This window comes from Cupriavidus sp. PET2-C1, from assembly GCF_054515855.1.
Window position 1 is genome coordinate 4,332,140 of sequence record NZ_CM137259.1, and the last position, 15,850, is coordinate 4,347,989.

The following is a 15,850-nucleotide window of genomic DNA, read 5'->3' on the forward strand; positions in this document are numbered from 1 at the left end:
CATGACCCCTACCCTGCTTGAAACCCTGATGTACGACGTCGGCCAGTTGTTCCTGTTTCCGACGCTGGCCCTGATCGGGCTGCTGTTCCTGTACGCCTTCTGGGCGCTCGGCGAGTTCATCACGCAAGGCTGGCAACGCCGCCGCCACGGCATCGAGACGGGACGCGGCTATGTGCTGGTAGCGTTCGCGCTGCGCCACCGCATCAAGGACCCGGACACGCTCGACGTGGCCGCGCACCGGCTGCTGGAGTGGCCGCGCATTGCCACGCGCGTCGCGCCGATGCTGGGACTGGTGGCCACCATGATCCCGATGGGTCCCGCGCTCAAGGGCCTGTCCGGCGGCAACCTCGCCAACGTGGGCGAGAACCTCACCATCGCGTTTTCCGCGGTGATTCTCGCGCTGATCGCTGCCAGCATCACCTTCTGGGTGGTTAACGTGCGCCGCCGCTGGCTCGCCGAGGAGCTGGTGTGGCTGGGCAAGCATCAACCGCAGTGGGAGGCCGGCGCATGAGGTTCCTGGAGGAGAGCGAGGCCGACGATCCCATCCTGTCGGTGGTCAACCTGATCGACGTGTTCCTGGTGGTGATCGCCGCGTTGCTGGTGGCCATCGCGCAGAACCCGATGAACCCGTTTACACACGCGGACGTCACCATCATCACCAATCCCGGAAAGCCCAACATGGAGATCGTCTCCAAGCAGGGCGAGAAGGTCGTGCGCTACCAGGCCAGCGGCCAGGTAGGCAGCGGCGACGGCACCAAGGCCGGTGTGGCGTACCGGTTGCAGGATGGCTCGATGGTGTATGTGCCGGAAGCCGCGGCCGCGCAGTAAAACTGCGCAATAATGAGCACGAGCGAGCCATCGCAACCAGGATTACCTAGCCATGCAGATTCGTCACAGCGTTGCCAGCCTAGCCAGCTTTGTCCCTACCCGCGCCGCCGGACTGGCGCTCGCGGCCGCCATGTTCGCCGCGCTCGCCGGTTGCGCGGGCACGCCGCCTGCCGCCGTGGCTGGCGATGTCGCGCATCAGTTCACCGGCAAGACCTACGTGCTGCTGGGCGAGGTCCACGACAACGCCGATGGGCAAAAGCGGCGCCTGCTGGCGTTGTCGGACGCACTGGCAGCCGGTTGGCGCCCGGCCATTGCGATGGAGCAGTTCGACCGTGAGCGCCAGGCCGATATCGACCGCGCCCGCCGTGAGCGCCCCGGCGACGCGGCGTATGTCGTGGCGCAGGCGGGCGGCAAGAGCTGGCAGTGGGAGCTTTACACGCCGGTAGTGGCGCTGGCCTTGCGCTACGACCTGCCGCTGGTGGCGGCCAACCTGTCGCGCGCGGATGCGAGCAAGATCGTGCGCGGCGGGCTGGATGGCGTGTTCGATGCGACAGAGCGCAAGCGCCTCGGCCTTGCCGCGCCGTTGCCCGCGGACGTGGTGACCGAGCAGACCGCCGTGCTCGACCGTGGCCACTGCGGCAATTTCCCCAAGGCCATGCTGCCCGGCATGCTGGACGCGCAGGCCGCGCGCGATGCGGTAATGGCTGCCTCCATGCGTGAGTACGCCGACCGCGGCGCCGTGCTGATCGCCGGCAACGGCCACGTGCGGCGCGATGTGGGCGCGCCGCGCTGGCTCGCCGCCGAGCCGGGCGCGATCTACAGCGTGGGTTACCTGGAGCAGGCCAGCGGCCGCGAGATCGGTGCCTATGATCGCGTGGTGCTGGTGCCGGCGCACAAGCGGCCCGATCCGTGCGAGGGCGCCAAGCCGGCGGCGATGGCCGAGCCGGCCTGAATCCGGCGGCGCGCCTAGCCGAACAGCTCCTCGGCCACGGTGGGATGCAGCTGCACCGTGGTCTGCAGGTGTGACAGCTTCACCCCGAGCCGCACCGCCACGGCAAACGCCTGCATGATCTCGGCGGCGGCATTGTCCATCATGTGCGCGCCCAGCACGCGCCCGCTGCGCGCATTCACCACCAGCTTGACCATCGAGGCCTGCTCGCTGCCGGCAAAGCGATTCTCCAGCGAGACGAAGCGGCGCACCACGGTGTGGATGCGCTCCGGCTTGCCAGCTTCCTCGATGGCGGCATGCTCCGTCAGTCCCACGCTGCCGATGGCCGGCTCGCAGAACACCGCCGTTGGCACCAGGTCGAAATCCGCGCGGTCGCCGCGGCGGCCGAACAGGCGGTCGGCCAGCCAGCGGCCCTGAGCGCCGGCGACCGGCGTGAGGTGCAGGCCGTCGATGACATCGCCAATGGCATGGACCGAGCGCACCTTGGTGCGGAACGAGCGATCCACCTGGATGCCGCCCTTCTGCGTTTTCGCGATGCCCAGCGCCTCCAGGCCGAGCCCATCCCAATGCGGGTCGCGCCCGATAGCCGCCAGCGCCGCCTGCGCGCGCACGGTCTGGATGCGCTCCCGCCCGTTGCCATTGTTGCCGCCATTCGCGCCATTGCCATGCTGCCGGTAGCACACGTCAATGGCGCCGTTGGCCTGGTTCAGCAGCGTCACCTCGGCATTGAAATGCAGGCGCACGCCCTTGGCGGTGAGCGCCTCGGCCAGCGCCTCGGCCACTTCGTGGTCAAAGCGCGCCAGCAGGCGCGCCTCGCGCACCAGCATCTCCACCTTGACGCCATAGCGCGACAGGATCGAGGCTTGCTCCACCGCCACATAGCCGCCGCCGATCACCACCAGCGAGGCTGGCAGGCTTTGCCAGGTGAAGATGTCGTCGGAGGTGCAGGCCAACTCGCCACCCGGCACCGGCAACGCGCGCGGCCGTGCGCCGGTGGCAATCAGGATGCGTTTGGCGCGGATGGTCTCGGCGCCCACCTGTACCTGGTCGGCGGCGCTCACCGTGGCATCGCCGCGCAGCAGCTCCACGCCGGCTTGCTGCAGCCGGTGCGTGTAGGCCACGTGCAGCCGCGCCATCTCGGCGTTGACGCGCACAATGGCATCGCTCCAGTCTTCCTTGCCGCCGGTGTGCGAAAGGCAGCCAGACAGCACGGCCGCGAGGCTGGCGCCATACGAGAGCATTTTCTTGGGCACGCAGCCGCGGTTGATGCAGGTGCCGCCGATCTCGTCGCGCTCCACCAGCACCACGCGCGCGCCCAGCGTGGCCGCGCGCCGCGCAGCCGCCACGCCGCCCGAGCCGGCACCGATCACCACGAAATCCGCTTCGCGCTGCGCACCGGGCTTGCGCTTGCCACGGCGGGGGACTTGCTCGACAGCCTGCTCGGTGCTGGCCCTGCGGGCGCTCTGGCGCTCGGTCGTGGATCTTGCCTGGCGTTTCGTCATCAATGCCTCCAGTAGCGGCGCGAAGGCCGCATTGCACATCGTGATGACGGAGCCGCGAGCACGGCCGGCGCGCTGGAGCGCTACCCGGCGGTGCCAAGCTCCGTCTTCATGACAGACGGCCAATCGCGCAAAAAGGTTTCCCCGTCGCGCCGGCCGAGTTCGTAGGCACCGATCATCGCGCCGGGCTGGGTGTAGTCCCAGCTCGAGATCGGAACCCGTTGCGAAGGTTGCAGGTAGAGCCGGCGCTGCGCGCCGTGTTGCAGGACAAAGCGGCGCGGGCGCGGGTAGAGCCGCGTCACCAGCACCAGCACATTGCCGGGCGTTGCGTCGAGCGCGTCGACCGGCACATTGTCGACCATGCCGCCATCCAGCACGGGCCGGCCGTCGCGCCGCAGCACCGGCGTGAAGGGCGGGGTCGAGGACGATTGCAGCAGCAGGTCCGCCAGCTGCTCGGGCGAGCCGCAATCCTGCGCGCGCACGAACTCCGGATGGAAGCCCAGCTTGCGGCCCAGGCGCGGGTGCAAGGTCTTGAGCCAGTGCTTCTCGATGTTGTAGGCGACCAGCCCGGCCATCACCGCTAGCCGCGGGCCGCTCCAGCGCGGGATATGGGCCACGCCGATGCGGATCTCCGGTGCCGTCTTCAGGTTTGCCAGGCGGCCCTCGCCGAAGATGTTCAGCAATGCGGTGCGGTAGATGCCGTAGTGCGGAAACACGCGCTGCTTGCTCAGCAGGTTGCCCCAGTACGCATTGCGCCGGTTGCCGGCAAGCACCTCGCCGTAGTACGCCATCACTTGGCGGGAGTCGTGCGCATAGATCATGCACGCCGTGGCGGCTCCGGCCGAGATCCCCGTGATCACGCGCGGGCGCAGCCCCAGCTCGGGCGCCACCGTATCCCACCAGCCTGCCTGCCACCAGCAGCGGTTGCCGCCGCCGGCAAACACCACCTGGTCGAACGGCGAGGCGGCGGCGGGCTGGTTGGGGGCAGGCGTCAGGCTGCGGGGCTCATGCATGGAGATAGCTTGGGGGATTGCGTGCAATGTAGCGTGCAATTGGGTGATGCGCCGCTCACAGCAGCGCGTAAGTGGTGGTGGCCTGCACGGCCAGCTTGCCATCGGTGCCGGTCAGCTCGATCTCGCCGAACACCACGGTCTTGCCCAGGCGCAGCACCTTGGCGCGCACCAGCACATCACCCTCGATCACCGGGCGCATGAAGTTGGTGGTGAGCGTGACGGTGGTCATCGGCCTGAAGGCGCCGAGCGCATTGGCGACGGCCACGATCATGGCGGTATCGGCCGCGGACATCAGCACCTGGCCGCACACCACGCCACCCGCATGGCGAAATGATTCGTCAAAAGGCAGGCGCAGCGTTACGCCCTGTGCATCAACGTGCTCGGCACGCAGCCCGAGCTGGCGCACCCATGGCGCCAGCACCCGCTGCAGGGTGCGGTCGATATCGGCAAGCGTGAAGCCGGATTCCGGCGTTGGTTCTAGCGTTGGCTCTGGCATGGCACGCCCGTTTTGTCTGGGATGGGGCCGGGCCAGGTTGCTATTCCGTCTCCTGCGGCGCGGCACGATGTTTGAGCCAATGATACAGGGGGCCGGTGCACAGCACCACGAAGGCCATCCGGATCACGTGGAAGGCGGTGACCAGCGGCACGCCAAGCTCCAGCACCTTGGCCGTGATGCACATCTCGGCAATGCCGCCGGGCGTGGTGCCGAGGATGGCGGTGGCGGGATGCACGCCGGACAGCGCCGACAGGCCCCAGCCGAACAGCGCGGAGAGCACCAGCGCCGCCAGCGTGTACACCGCCACGCCGCCGAGAAAGCGCGGCGCGGTATGGAGGAAGTCGCGCGAGAAACGCGCGCCCAGCGACACGCCGATCATCAACTGGCCGGCGCGGCTCATCCACGTGGGGATGGCGGACAGCTCGAAGCCCGAAGCGGTCAGCACGGCGGCCGCCAGCAGCGTGCCGATCACGAAGGGATTGGGCAGGTTGAAGTGCTTGAGCACCAGCGCCACGCTGACCGTGATCGCGATCAGCACGGGCAGCCACAGGTAGTCCACCGTGCGTGGCCCGGGCACGTATGGGTCAAGCCCGTGGATGCCGCCGTACTGGAACAGCGCGGGCACGGCTACCACTACCATCAGCACGCGCAGCGAATGCGCGGCCGCCACCTGGTCGATGCGCGCGCCATTGCGCTCGGCCAGGTTCGCCATCTCCGACGCGCCGCCGATGGCGGTGGAGAAGTACGCCGTCTTGAACGCCACGCCGGTGGTCTTGCGCAGCAGCCAGGCGCCGCCGCAGCCGAGCAGCAGCGCAAACAGCGAGCCCGCGACGATATACGGCAGGAACTCGATCAGCCGCGCCACCACGTCGGACGTGAAGTAAAGCCCGAGCGAGGTGCCAATGGCCCACTGCCCGGCATTGCGCGCCTGCGTGGGCGCGCGCAGGTCGGCACCGCGCATGCGCGCGATGGCGACCGCCAGCAGCGGGCCGATCATCCATGGCAGCGGTGTGTGCAGCAGCGTGCAAACGAGCGCGGCGGCCAGGCCGAGCAGCAGCGTCAAGAGGACCGGACGCCAGCGGTGAAGGAGAGAGGGCATGTGGCAGCGGCCTGGCGATTGCGCCAAAGCCATCTGAATTGACGACGGTGTTTACTCCCTCTCCCCTCAGGGGGAGAGGGTTGGGGAGAGGGGTGGCCTAGCTAGGAGCCACGAGAAACGAAGCCCATGGTTTTTTCGAGCATGGCGGCGTATCCAGCGCCCGCCCTCTCCCCCGGCCCCTCTCCCACAAGTGGGAGAGGGGAGACCACATGCGCAGTGCCAGCCGGGTCAGCAGTCAACATTCAACAGGCAAAAGGCCCGGCACCCTGGAGTGCCGGGCCTTGCCCGCATTTTGCGCTAATCAACCTGTGGCGTCAGCCACTTTGCCACGCGCCGAGCGCCGGGCCAGCCAGCCCAGGATGCGCGGGATCAGCACCACCGCCACCGTCATGGCCAGGATGGTGGCCGAGATCGGCTGGGTCACGAAGATCGACCAGTCGCCCTGGCTGATCGACAGCGCATTGCGCAGCTGCTTCTCAGCGATGGGGCCAAGGATCATGCCCACGATCACCGGCGCGGTGGGGAAGTCGAAGCGGCGCATGGCCATGCCCAGCACGCCGATGATGAACAGCAGCAGCAGGTCGAACCACGACTGGCGGATGCCGTAGGCGCCCAGGCCCGCGAAGATCAGGATGCCGCCGTACAGCAGCGGCGTGGGGATGCGCAGCATGCGCACCCACAGGCCGATCGCCGGCAGGTTCAGCACCAGCAGCATCACGTTGCCGATGTACAGCGAAGCCAGCAGGCCCCACACCAGGTCGCCCGAGGTCTGGAACAGCATCGGGCCCGGCTGCAGGTTGTAGTTCTGGAACGCCGCCAGCAGGATCGCGGTGGTGTTCGAGGTGGGGATGCCCAGCGTCAGCAGCGGAGCCAGCGTGGCCGTCACGGCTGCGTTGTTGGCGGCCTCGGGGCCAGCCACGCCTTCGATCGCGCCCACCGTGCCGAACTCATCCTTGTGCTTGGACAGCTTCTTCTCGGTGGCGTAGGACAGGAAGGTCGGGATCTCCGCGCCGCCGGCCGGGATCAGGCCGAAGGGAAAGCCGATGATGGTGCCGCGGATCCACGCCGGCACCGAGCGCTTCCAGTCCGACTTGGTCATCATGACCGAGCTGAGCTTGTTGAAGCCGCCTGCGGGCTGCGGGAAGAAGGCGTTGAACAGCGCCTCGCCCACCGCGAACAGGCCGACCGCGACCACCACGATGTCGATGCCGTCGTACAGCTCCTGCACATTCATCGAGTAACGCGTCTGGCCCGACAGCGAGTCCATGCCGATCAAGCCGATGCCCAGGCCCAGGAACAAGCTGGTCATGCCGCGCAGCAGCGAAGAGCCCAGCACCGCCGACACCGTGGTGAAGGCCAGCAGCATGATCATGAAGTATTCGCCGGGCCCGAACTGCAGCGCCACGTCGGCCGCGACCGGCGCGAACATCGACAGCAGCACGGTGGCGATGGTGCCGGCGGCGAACGAGCCGATGGCCGCGGTGGCCAGCGCCGGGCCGGCGCGGCCGCTCTTGGCCATCAGGTTGCCTTCCATCGCCGTGACCATGGTCGACGATTCGCCCGGCGTGTTCATCAGGATGGAGGTCGTGGAGCCGCCGTACATGGCGCCGTAGTAGATGCCGGCGAACATGATCAGCGCGGCGGTGGGTTCCACCTTGGCGGTCAGCGGCAGCAGCATCGCTACCGTGAGCGCGGGGCCGATGCCCGGCAGCACGCCAATGGCGGTGCCCAGGAAGCAGCCCACCAGGGCCCACATCAGGTTGATTGGCGTGATGGCGATGGCAAAGCCATGCATCAGCAGGTTAAGAGTATCCATGGATCATCAGCTCCGTTCAGAACCCGGCGACGGGCAGCAACGGCAAATTGATGCCGAGCAGGAATTCAAACAGTGCCCACATCGGCAACGTAATGCACAGGCCAATCAGGGCATCGCGCAGGAAGCGCTTGCTGCCGTAGCCACGCGCCACGCAGACCATCAGCAGGGTCGACGCCAGCACAAAGCCCAGCGTGCCGATCAGCGCCATGTTGGCCACCAGGCCGGCAGCCACCCACAGGAAGCCGCGGAAATTGTGCGGGGCGTCGGGCAGTTCGGCGTCTTCTTCCGGCATATTGCGAAAGCCGCCGCGAATGCCTTGCCAGGTCAGCGCCGCGCCGCACGCGGCCAGGCCGATGGCGACCAGCGTGGGCATGAAGCGCGGCGACAGGCCGGCATAGCCTTCGTCGCCGGAGATGCCCGACAGGCCGACGAAGTAGAAGGCGGAGAGCAGCAATACGGCAATGCCGATCGCCAGGTGTGAGGGTTTCATGATTGGAAGTGGCTCCTTCAAGCGGTGCCTGCGGCCGTGTTGTCCGGCCCTTGGCGTCCCGCGGTTTGTCGTCCCCGCTTAAGGCGGGGGCCCGGCGATGTGTAGTTTGGTTTTTAGGTATCGCAGGTGGACACCGGACCCCCGCCTGCCGCATGCGCACCGAGCGTTACGGTGCGCCGCAGGCAGGGCCGACAGGTAAAACGCTGAAACGATATTGCGGTGAAACGCGCAGGCAGCGTGGCTTACTTCGCCACACCCAGCTCGCGCAGCGAACCGCCCAGGCGGGCCGACTCGCTGTCCACGAACTTGCCGAACTCGTCGCCGGTCAGCAGGAACGGGGTCCAGTCATTCTTGGCCAGCGTTTCCTTCCACAGCGGGGTTTCGGTTGCCTTGACCACCGCATCCACCAGCGCCTTGCGTTGCTCGGCGGTGATGCCCGGCGCGCCGTACACGCCGCGCCAGTTGTAGATTTCCACGTTGATGCCCTGCTCCTTGAGCGTCGGGATATCTGCGGTGCGTTCCTTGGAGGTCACGGCCAGCGCGCGCATCTTGCCGCTCTTGATGAAGGGCAGGAACTCGGACACGCCGGCCAGGCCGACGCTCACGTGGCCGCCCAGGATCGAGGCCGACGCTTCACCACCGCCCTGGAAGGGCACGTAGTTGATCTTCTTCGGGTCCACGCCGCTTTCCTTGGCCACCAGGCCCGCCAGGATGTGGTCGATCGAACCCTTGGAGCCACCACCCCAGCTCACGCTGCCCGGGTTGGCCTTGAGCTGCGCGGTCAGGTCCTTCATGGACTTCAGCGGCGAGTTCGCCGGCACGGTGATCACCATGGTGTCGGCGAACAGGCGCGCGATCGGGGTGGCGTTCTTCAGCGTGACCGGGGGATGGTTGGTTTCGATTGCGCCAACCATCACCGCGCCGGTGACGATCATCGCGTTGGGGTTGCCCTTGTCGGTATTGACGAACTGCGTCAGGCCGATGGTGCCGCCCGCGCCGCCCTTGTTGTCGTAAGAGGCCGTCTTGGCCACGCCGGCGGAAACCAGCGCCGCGCCCAGCGAGCGGCCGGTCTGGTCGAAGCCGCCGCCCGGGTTGGCGCCGATCATGAACTTCACGCTGTCGAGCGCGAACGCGGGCGCGGCAGCCACGGTGGCGGTGATCGCGGCCGAAGCCATGACGACGTGGGCAAAGCGATGAATCGAGCGACGCATTACGGTCTCCTGTTCTTTTTTCAGAGGATTGCCGGTGAGCGGTTGCCGGCGTTGCTGGCGAGGACCGACCCCGGAGGTGTCCGGCTGGCGGTGAAGCTGGCTGTCGGGGGCGGGAGAGTCGTGCGGTGCGCCGGCGCTGCGTGCGTTGACCGGGTGGCTAGGCGTTGTCTCCAGTCCCAGGCAGCGCTTGCATGCCGGACTTGTTCTTTGGCTTTCTGACTTGGTCTGGCCGGTACAGCGGCCATGGCGCGATTCTAGGGGGTAGAAACTGTCAAAAGGCTGTCAATTTGTCAGGCAATGGGGTGGGGTTTACGTGGGGTCGGATGTATGGACATTTGCTTTTTTTAGATTTTTTGGTCTTTTTAGCGGCCTCTCATGTCCTCTCATTCCCCGATCGGCAGCGTCAGGACCGCCCGAACCCCTTTGCCCTGCAGCGCAATCCCCAGCGCTACCGTTCCCCCGAAGCGCGCCGCCATTTCGCGGGAGATCGCCAGTCCCAGGCCGGAGCCCGGCTCCACATTCCCGACCCGGCGGTAAAACCGCGCAAATACTTTCTCGCGTTCCTCGGCGGGAATGCCCGGCCCATCGTCCTCCACCACCAGGCAGGCGGCGTCCCCGATGCGCGTGGCGGAAAGCGTGATGCGGCTGCCGCGCGGCGAATACTGGATCGCGTTGTGGGCAAGATTGGCAAAGGCTTCGCGCAATAGCGCGGCATCGGCCCGTACGGGCAGCGCCAGCCCCTGCGGCCGCTCCCAGCCAAAATCCTGCTGCTTGCCGCGCGCCAGCGGCAAGTAGTCCAGCGCCACCTGCTCGGCCACGGCGACGGCGTCGATCAGCTCCAGCGGCTCGGCTTCGCCTGGCGCGTCGCTGCCCGGGTGCTGCCGTACCCGCGCCAGCGCCAGCAGCTGGTTGGTCAGGCGCGCGGCCTGCTCCAGCTGCGTGACGATGCCGCCTACCGCCTCCCCGGCGGCATCCCGCGCCCGCGCGGGATCGGCGCTGGCGCAAAGCTGGCGCTGGGCGAATTCGGCTTGCGTCTTGAGGATGGCCAGCGGCGTGCGCAGCTGGTGCGCGGCGTCGGCGATGAATTGCGCCTGGGCCTGCGTCATGGCGGCCGAGCGCGACACGTGCAGGTTGACCGCATCGACCAGCGGGCGGACTTCCATGGGCACATGGTCGAAGGCCAGCGGTGTGAGGTCGTCGGCGGAGCGCGCCTGCACGTCGTCGCGCACGCGCGCCAGCGGGCGCAGCACATAGGTGATGCCGGCCACCAGGATGCCCGCGCTGATCAGGATCAGCAGCACGTCGCGCGCCAGCGCGCCGCGCCACACGGTGGCGATCAGCGCAAAGCGCGGCTCCGCGGTTTCGGCCACCTGCACGATCACGCGCATGTGGGCATTCGGGCGATACACCGGGTGCGCCAGCACGGCGATGCGCACCGGGTCGCCGTGATAGTCGGCGTCGTAGAAGCGCGGCTGGTTGCTGGCGATCTCCCCCTTGGGCAGCGGCAGGTCGTCGTAGCCGGTGACGGTTTCGATCTTGCCGTTGCGTTCCAGCGAGACGCGATAGAAGACATGGGTCTGCGCCGCGGTCTCGAACATCTCCATGGCGGCGTCAGGCAGCGCGATCTGCACGCTTTCCCCAGCCATGCCGATGGCGTTGTCGATGGCGCGCACCGAGCCGTACAGCGAGCGGTCGTACGCCGCGTTGGCGGCGTCGCGCAGCGTGCCATAGGTCAGCCACGTGTCGAGCGCCATCATGGCCGCCAGCGCGGGCACGAGCAGCAGCAGCAACTGGCGGCGCAGGCTGCCTTGCAGCCAGCGCCGCAACCAGTGCCGTGGCAGGCGGCGCAGCATCAGGGCTGTCCTTCCGGTTCCAGCAGGTAGCCGAAGCCGCGCAGCGTGACGATGGTCACGCCGTGGCCCGAGAGCTTCTTGCGCAGCCGGTAGACCAGCACTTCGATGGCATCGGGGCTGACGTCGGCATCGAGCGAGAAGACCTTGTCGAGCAGTTGTGCCTTGGTCAGCGGCTGGCCGCTCTTGGCCAGCAGCGCGCCCAGCAAGGTCGATTCACGCGGGGTCAGCGCGAGCGGCGCGCCTTCGAGCGTAAAGCTGCGCGTTTCGCCGTCGAACACCAGCGTGCCGCACTGCAGGCGCGGATGGGCGCGGCCGCGGCTACGCCGGATCAGCGCCAGGATGCGGGCTTCGAGCTCGGCAATGGCAAAGGGCTTGGGCAGGTAATCATCGGCGCCGAGGTTGAGGCCGCGCACGCGTTCGTCGAGCGTGTCTTGCGCGGTCAGGATCAGCACCGGGGTGCGGTCGTCGCGCCCGCGCATGGATTTGAGCACGGCCAGCCCGTCCTTGCCGGGCAGGCGCAGGTCCAGCACCACCACGTCGTACTCCTCGGCCATCAGCCGCGCCTCGGCCTGCAGGCCGTCGGCCACATGCTCGATGACAAAGCCGCCCTGCTCCAGGGCACGCGCAACCCAGCGCGCCAGTTCAATCTCGTCTTCCACCAGCAATAAGCGCACGGCGGTCCTCCCCTGCCAGGTAAGCGTCCGTTTGAAATCACGCGATGGCTTTGCCACCATGGCTGGCAAGGCCGCCGCCCCCCGCGAGGACACGCCGCGGGCGCTTATAATACCTCCGCCCCGGGCTGCGCGCGGCGAGTGCGCCATGGCCCCTTTTTGGCCACCGATGTCACCGCCGATGGTTCCCGCCTTGCGCAAGCTGCCCCCCTCCCCGTCCCCCTTGCCCTTCTCCTTCACGCGCCCCTTCACGCGCCCCTTCACGCCCCCCTCCATGGTTGCCGAACTACCAGAAAGCTGGCACCGGCGGCGCGTCCTGGCCGGCGCCGCCGCGGCCACGCTGGCGGGGCTGAGCCATGGCGTGCATGCCCAGGCCGTCGCGCCGGTGCCGGCGGGCTACCCGGCAAGCTACGCCGAGATCATCGCGCGGGGCGTGCAGGAAGGCTCGGTCAACCTGCATGCCTCCACCGACGTGGAGATCGCGCGGCCGTTGCTGGCCGCGTTCGAGGCGCGCTACCCTGGCATCAAGGTGCGCTATCAGGACCTCAACACGCTGGAGCTGAACGGCCGCTTCCTGGCCGATAGCGCCGCGCTGGGCGCGGGCCAGGTGGGCGGCCCCGACTACGCCGATGTGCTGTGGAGCACGGCGATGGACCTGCAGATCAAGCTCGTCAACGATGGCCATGCCCTGCGCTACCCCTCGCCCGAGCGGGCCGGCCTGCCGGCGTGGGCCGCCTGGCGCGACGAAGCCTGGGGCACCACCTTCGAGCCCGCCGTGATCGTCTACAACCGCCGCCATTTCGCCGGCATGCGCACGCCGCGCAGCCGCACCGGCCTGGCGCGCCTGCTGCAGGAAAACACGCCGCGCTGGCGCCAGCGGGTGGTGACCTACGATGTGGAAAAGTCCGGGGTGGGCTACCTGCTGGCGCAGCAGGACGCGCGCATGGGCGATGAGTTCTGGTACCTGGCCCAGGCGCTGGGGCGCTGCGGCGTGCAGTTGTCGGCGTCCACCGCGAACATGATCGAGCGCATCGCCTCCGGCGAATTCGTGTTGGGCTACAACCTGCTGGGTTCGTACGCGCTGTCGCTGATGGAGCGCGGGGCGGAGATCGATGTCATCGCGCCGCGCGACTACACGCTGGTGATGTCGCGCGTGGCCTTTATCGCGCGCCGCGCGCCGCATCCCAACGCGGCCCGGCTCTGGCTGGATTTCCTGCTTTCGCGTGCGGGCCAGACGCTGCTGGGGCAGAGCGCCTCGCAGCTCTACACGATCCGCACCGACACCGACAGCGAGCACACCGCCGCGGCGCTGTCGGAGCGGCTGGGCTACGCGCTCAAGCCGATCAGCGTCGGCCCCGGCCTGCTGGCGGCGCAGGACACCCTGCGCAAGCGCAACTTCCTGGCGCGCTGGCGCGAGGCCGTGCGGGGCTGAGCGGCGCAGGCGCCGCTGCGGCGATCAGCCGGGCAGCGCCTTGGCGGCGAGCGTTGGCGCAGCCCGCTTGGCCTCGCCCTCGGCCTCGGCCTTCTTCTTGGCCTCCTGGCACATCGAGGCAACTTCTTCCTCTAGCTTCGGCACTGGACGCGCCACATAACCCTGGCGCAAGGCTGGCGACAGCTTGAGGGTGTCGATGAAGGCGTCGGCCACTCGCTCGGCATTGCTCTCGAGATCGAAATCTTCAGGGGCGAACAGCCAGTGCGACAGCATGCCGCCAATCGAGGCGTGGAACACATTGACGGCAAGGTCCAGGTCGAGGTCGGCCGGCAACTGCCCGCGCTCCATCGCCATGCGCAGGTGCTCGCGCATCTTCACCGCGCCTTCCTGGTGCGACTGGCGCTGCCGCTCGAAGATGGCGCCGTTGTCCGCCACCATCTCGCACTTGTGGAAAACGATCTCGAACACGCGCCGCCACTGCGGGTTTTCCACGGTCTGGCGCAATACAAAGGCGCAGATGTCGCGGATGCTGGCAAGCGGGTCTTCCTGGCTCGCGATGCGTCCCGGCTCGCACAGTGCCTCAAGCGGCAGGTGGACGCGGTCGGACATCGCGGCGAAGACATCGCTCTTGTTCTTGAAATGCCAGTAGATGGCGCCGCGCGTCACGCCGGCCGCCTCCGCAATATCGGCTAGCGAAGGGCGGGCAACGCCGCGGGCGTGAAATACCGCCTCGGCCGCGTCGAGAATGCGATGGCGTGTTTCAAGCGCCTCTTCCTTGGTGCGTCTGACCATGATGTTCTCTGGTGCCGGCCACGAAAGACCGGTCTGGTTCTGTCTCCCTGAGTGCTGGCGGTGAAGCCCGCCTTGCACTGTGCGCGCCGCGCTGGCGCGTTAGGACGTGGATATATAGGGCGGCTATCGCCGCGTTGCAACAAGTTCTTACATACATGCTTGAATGTATATATAATACGCGTTCGCCTGACTTTCGGCCAGCCCATCGGCGTGATGGGCTGGCAGACGGCGGCGCGCACCTCTCCACGGTTCGCGCTGCCATGTCGGCATGTCGTTACTAATTTGCAACCTTTCGTCGCATGTGCCATGTCAGCGTTGCAAATTGTGGCTAGCATTACTCTTTTTGCCCGCCTCTGAGCCATCTGCCAGCGGTGGGCCGCGCCGTATCCGGATACGACACCGGGAGCGCATGCGGCCGATCTCAAATTGCCATCATGGGGTTATCGATGAGGAAGTCCCAACGTATCACTTGCGTTGCCGCTGCCGTGTTGTCGGCGCTTGCGCTGTCCGCCTGCGGCGAAAAGAAGCCGCAGGGCGGCGCCATGCCGCCGCCGGAAGTGGGTGTCGTTACCGTCACACCTACGACCGTTTCCGTTATCAATGAACTGCCGGGCCGCCTCGAAGGCGTGCGCACCGCCGAAGTGCGGGCGCGGGTTGCCGGCATCGTGCTGTCCCGTAACTACACGGAAGGCGGCGAGGTCAAGGCAGGCCAGCTGCTGTTCAAGATCGACCCCGCGCCCTACCAGGCACAGCTCGAGTCGGCCAAGGCCAGCCTTGCCCGCGCCGATGCCAACGCCGTGGCAGCCCGCCAGAAGGCCGAGCGCTACAAGCCGCTGGTCGCCGTCAATGCGGTGAGCAAGCAGGAATACGACGAAGCCGTGGCGGCCGCTGGCCAGGCCACCGCCGATATCGCCTCGGCCAAGGCTGCCGTCAGCACCGCCCAGATCAACCTCGGCTACACCGCCGTCACCGCGCCCATCAGCGGCCGCGTGGGCCGCGCGCTGGTGACCGAAGGCGCGCTGGTCGGCAGCGGCGAAGCCACCAAGCTGACCATGGTCGAGCAGGTCGACCCGATCTGGGTGACCTTCACCCAGCCCGCGAGCGAAGTGATGAAGCTGCGCCGCGCCATCGAGAGCGGCAAGGTCAAGGGTGTCGACGGCGGCGCGCGCGTCCATCTGTTCATCGAGGACGGCCGCGAATACGAGCAAACCGGCAAGCTGCTGTTCTCGGACATGACGGTTGACCCGACCACTGGCGCCATCACGCTGCGCGCGCAGTTCCCCAACGCCAAGCGCGAGCTGCTGTCGGGCACCTTCGTGCGCGTCAAGATCGAGCAGGGCGTGGACGAAAACGCGCTGACCGTGCCGCAGCGCGCGCTGATCCGCAATGCGCAAGGCGCATCGGTGATGGTGGTGGGCGGCGACGGCAACGTCGCGGCGGTGCCGGTCAAGGCGCCCCAGGCCATCGGCGAGAGCTGGATCGTCACCGAGGGCCTGAAGGGTGGCGAGAAGGTGATCGTCGAGGGCTTGCAGAAGGTCAAGGTCGGCGCGCCCGCCAAGGCCGTGCCGTTTGTCTCGAAGACCGCCGCCGCCTCGGCTCCCGCCACGCAGCCGGCCGCCAGCGGAGGAGCCTCGGCTCCTGCCGCGGTGACCGCTGACAAGGCCGACGCCAAGCAGGGCTAATCACAGCGCAATTCGAAGG

15 protein-coding genes are annotated in these 15,850 nt (G+C 67.7%); 5 read left to right on the forward strand and 10 right to left on the reverse strand.

Annotated elements, in window-relative coordinates; genetic code table 11:
• The first annotated feature begins 1 nt into the window (after position 1).
• The 3 genes from ACX12D_RS19590 to ACX12D_RS19600 are packed head-to-tail and all read left to right on the forward strand — an operon-like array spanning position 2 to position 1,780.
• Positions 2–511 carry a MotA/TolQ/ExbB proton channel family protein gene (locus ACX12D_RS19590; protein ID WP_441640459.1) on the forward strand — a complete coding sequence of 170 codons (510 nt, stop codon included), beginning with the start codon at positions 2–4 and terminating at the stop codon, positions 509–511.
• Positions 508–828: a DUF2149 domain-containing protein gene (locus ACX12D_RS19595; protein WP_459372370.1), complete on the forward strand. Its 321-nt coding sequence runs from the start codon at positions 508–510 to the stop codon at positions 826–828. Before ACX12D_RS19590 ends, ACX12D_RS19595 begins: the two co-directional genes overlap by 4 nt.
• A 52-nt stretch (positions 829–880) precedes the next feature.
• Positions 881–1,780 carry a ChaN family lipoprotein gene (locus ACX12D_RS19600; protein WP_441640461.1) on the forward strand — a complete coding sequence of 300 codons (900 nt, stop codon included), beginning with the start codon at positions 881–883 and terminating at the stop codon, positions 1,778–1,780.
• 14 nt (positions 1,781–1,794) lie between these two features.
• On the opposite strand, the gene ACX12D_RS19605 is transcribed toward ACX12D_RS19600, so the two are convergent.
• The 9 genes from ACX12D_RS19605 to ACX12D_RS19645 form a co-directional block, all read right to left on the reverse strand.
• Positions 1,795–3,279: a dihydrolipoyl dehydrogenase family protein gene (locus ACX12D_RS19605; RefSeq protein ID WP_459372371.1), complete on the reverse strand. Its 1,485-nt coding sequence runs from the start codon at positions 3,277–3,279 to the stop codon at positions 1,795–1,797.
• Positions 3,280–3,359: 80 nt separating this feature from the next.
• Positions 3,360–4,289 carry a patatin-like phospholipase family protein gene (locus tag ACX12D_RS19610; protein WP_459372372.1) on the reverse strand — a complete coding sequence of 310 codons (930 nt, stop codon included), beginning with the start codon at positions 4,287–4,289 and terminating at the stop codon, positions 3,360–3,362.
• Between the two features lie 55 nt (positions 4,290–4,344).
• Positions 4,345–4,785, reverse strand: a complete 441-nt coding sequence (locus tag ACX12D_RS19615) for a PaaI family thioesterase (RefSeq protein WP_459372373.1) — start codon at positions 4,783–4,785, stop codon at positions 4,345–4,347.
• A 40-nt stretch (positions 4,786–4,825) separates the two neighbouring features.
• Positions 4,826–5,884, reverse strand: coding sequence for an AbrB family transcriptional regulator (locus ACX12D_RS19620; RefSeq protein ID WP_416050032.1), 1,059 nt, complete (start codon positions 5,882–5,884; stop codon positions 4,826–4,828).
• 301 nt (positions 5,885–6,185) lie between these two features.
• On the reverse strand, positions 6,186–7,700 hold the full coding sequence (locus ACX12D_RS19625; RefSeq protein WP_006162311.1) for a tripartite tricarboxylate transporter permease: 1,515 nt from the start codon (positions 7,698–7,700) through the stop codon (positions 6,186–6,188).
• Positions 7,701–7,716: 16 nt separating this feature from the next.
• The gene (locus ACX12D_RS19630) at positions 7,717–8,190 is read right to left on the reverse strand and encodes a tripartite tricarboxylate transporter TctB family protein (protein ID WP_459372374.1); all 474 of its coding nucleotides are present in this window, start codon (positions 8,188–8,190) and stop codon (positions 7,717–7,719) included.
• Between the two features lie 242 nt (positions 8,191–8,432).
• Positions 8,433–9,401 (reverse strand): tripartite tricarboxylate transporter substrate binding protein, encoded by a 969-nt coding sequence (locus ACX12D_RS19635; protein WP_459372375.1) that lies wholly within the window; start codon positions 9,399–9,401, stop codon positions 8,433–8,435.
• Between the two features lie 383 nt (positions 9,402–9,784).
• On the reverse strand, positions 9,785–11,254 hold the full coding sequence (locus ACX12D_RS19640; RefSeq protein WP_441640467.1) for a sensor histidine kinase: 1,470 nt from the start codon (positions 11,252–11,254) through the stop codon (positions 9,785–9,787).
• Positions 11,254–11,928: a response regulator gene (locus ACX12D_RS19645; RefSeq protein WP_043352486.1), complete on the reverse strand. Its 675-nt coding sequence runs from the start codon at positions 11,926–11,928 to the stop codon at positions 11,254–11,256. Before ACX12D_RS19645 ends, ACX12D_RS19640 begins: the two co-directional genes overlap by 1 nt.
• A 271-nt stretch (positions 11,929–12,199) precedes the next feature.
• Between ACX12D_RS19645 and ACX12D_RS19650 the strand changes: the two genes are divergently transcribed.
• A complete protein-coding gene (locus ACX12D_RS19650; protein ID WP_459374066.1) occupies positions 12,200–13,357 on the forward strand; it encodes an ABC transporter substrate-binding protein in 1,158 nt (385 codons plus the stop codon).
• Positions 13,358–13,381: 24 nt separating this feature from the next.
• On the opposite strand, the gene ACX12D_RS19655 is transcribed toward ACX12D_RS19650, so the two are convergent.
• Positions 13,382–14,149, reverse strand: a complete 768-nt coding sequence (locus ACX12D_RS19655) for a TetR family transcriptional regulator (protein ID WP_459372376.1) — start codon at positions 14,147–14,149, stop codon at positions 13,382–13,384.
• Positions 14,150–14,595: 446 nt separating this feature from the next.
• Between ACX12D_RS19655 and ACX12D_RS19660 the strand changes: the two genes are divergently transcribed.
• Positions 14,596–15,831 (forward strand): efflux RND transporter periplasmic adaptor subunit, encoded by a 1,236-nt coding sequence (locus tag ACX12D_RS19660; protein ID WP_459372377.1) that lies wholly within the window; start codon positions 14,596–14,598, stop codon positions 15,829–15,831.
• Positions 15,832–15,850: the final 19 nt, after the last annotated feature.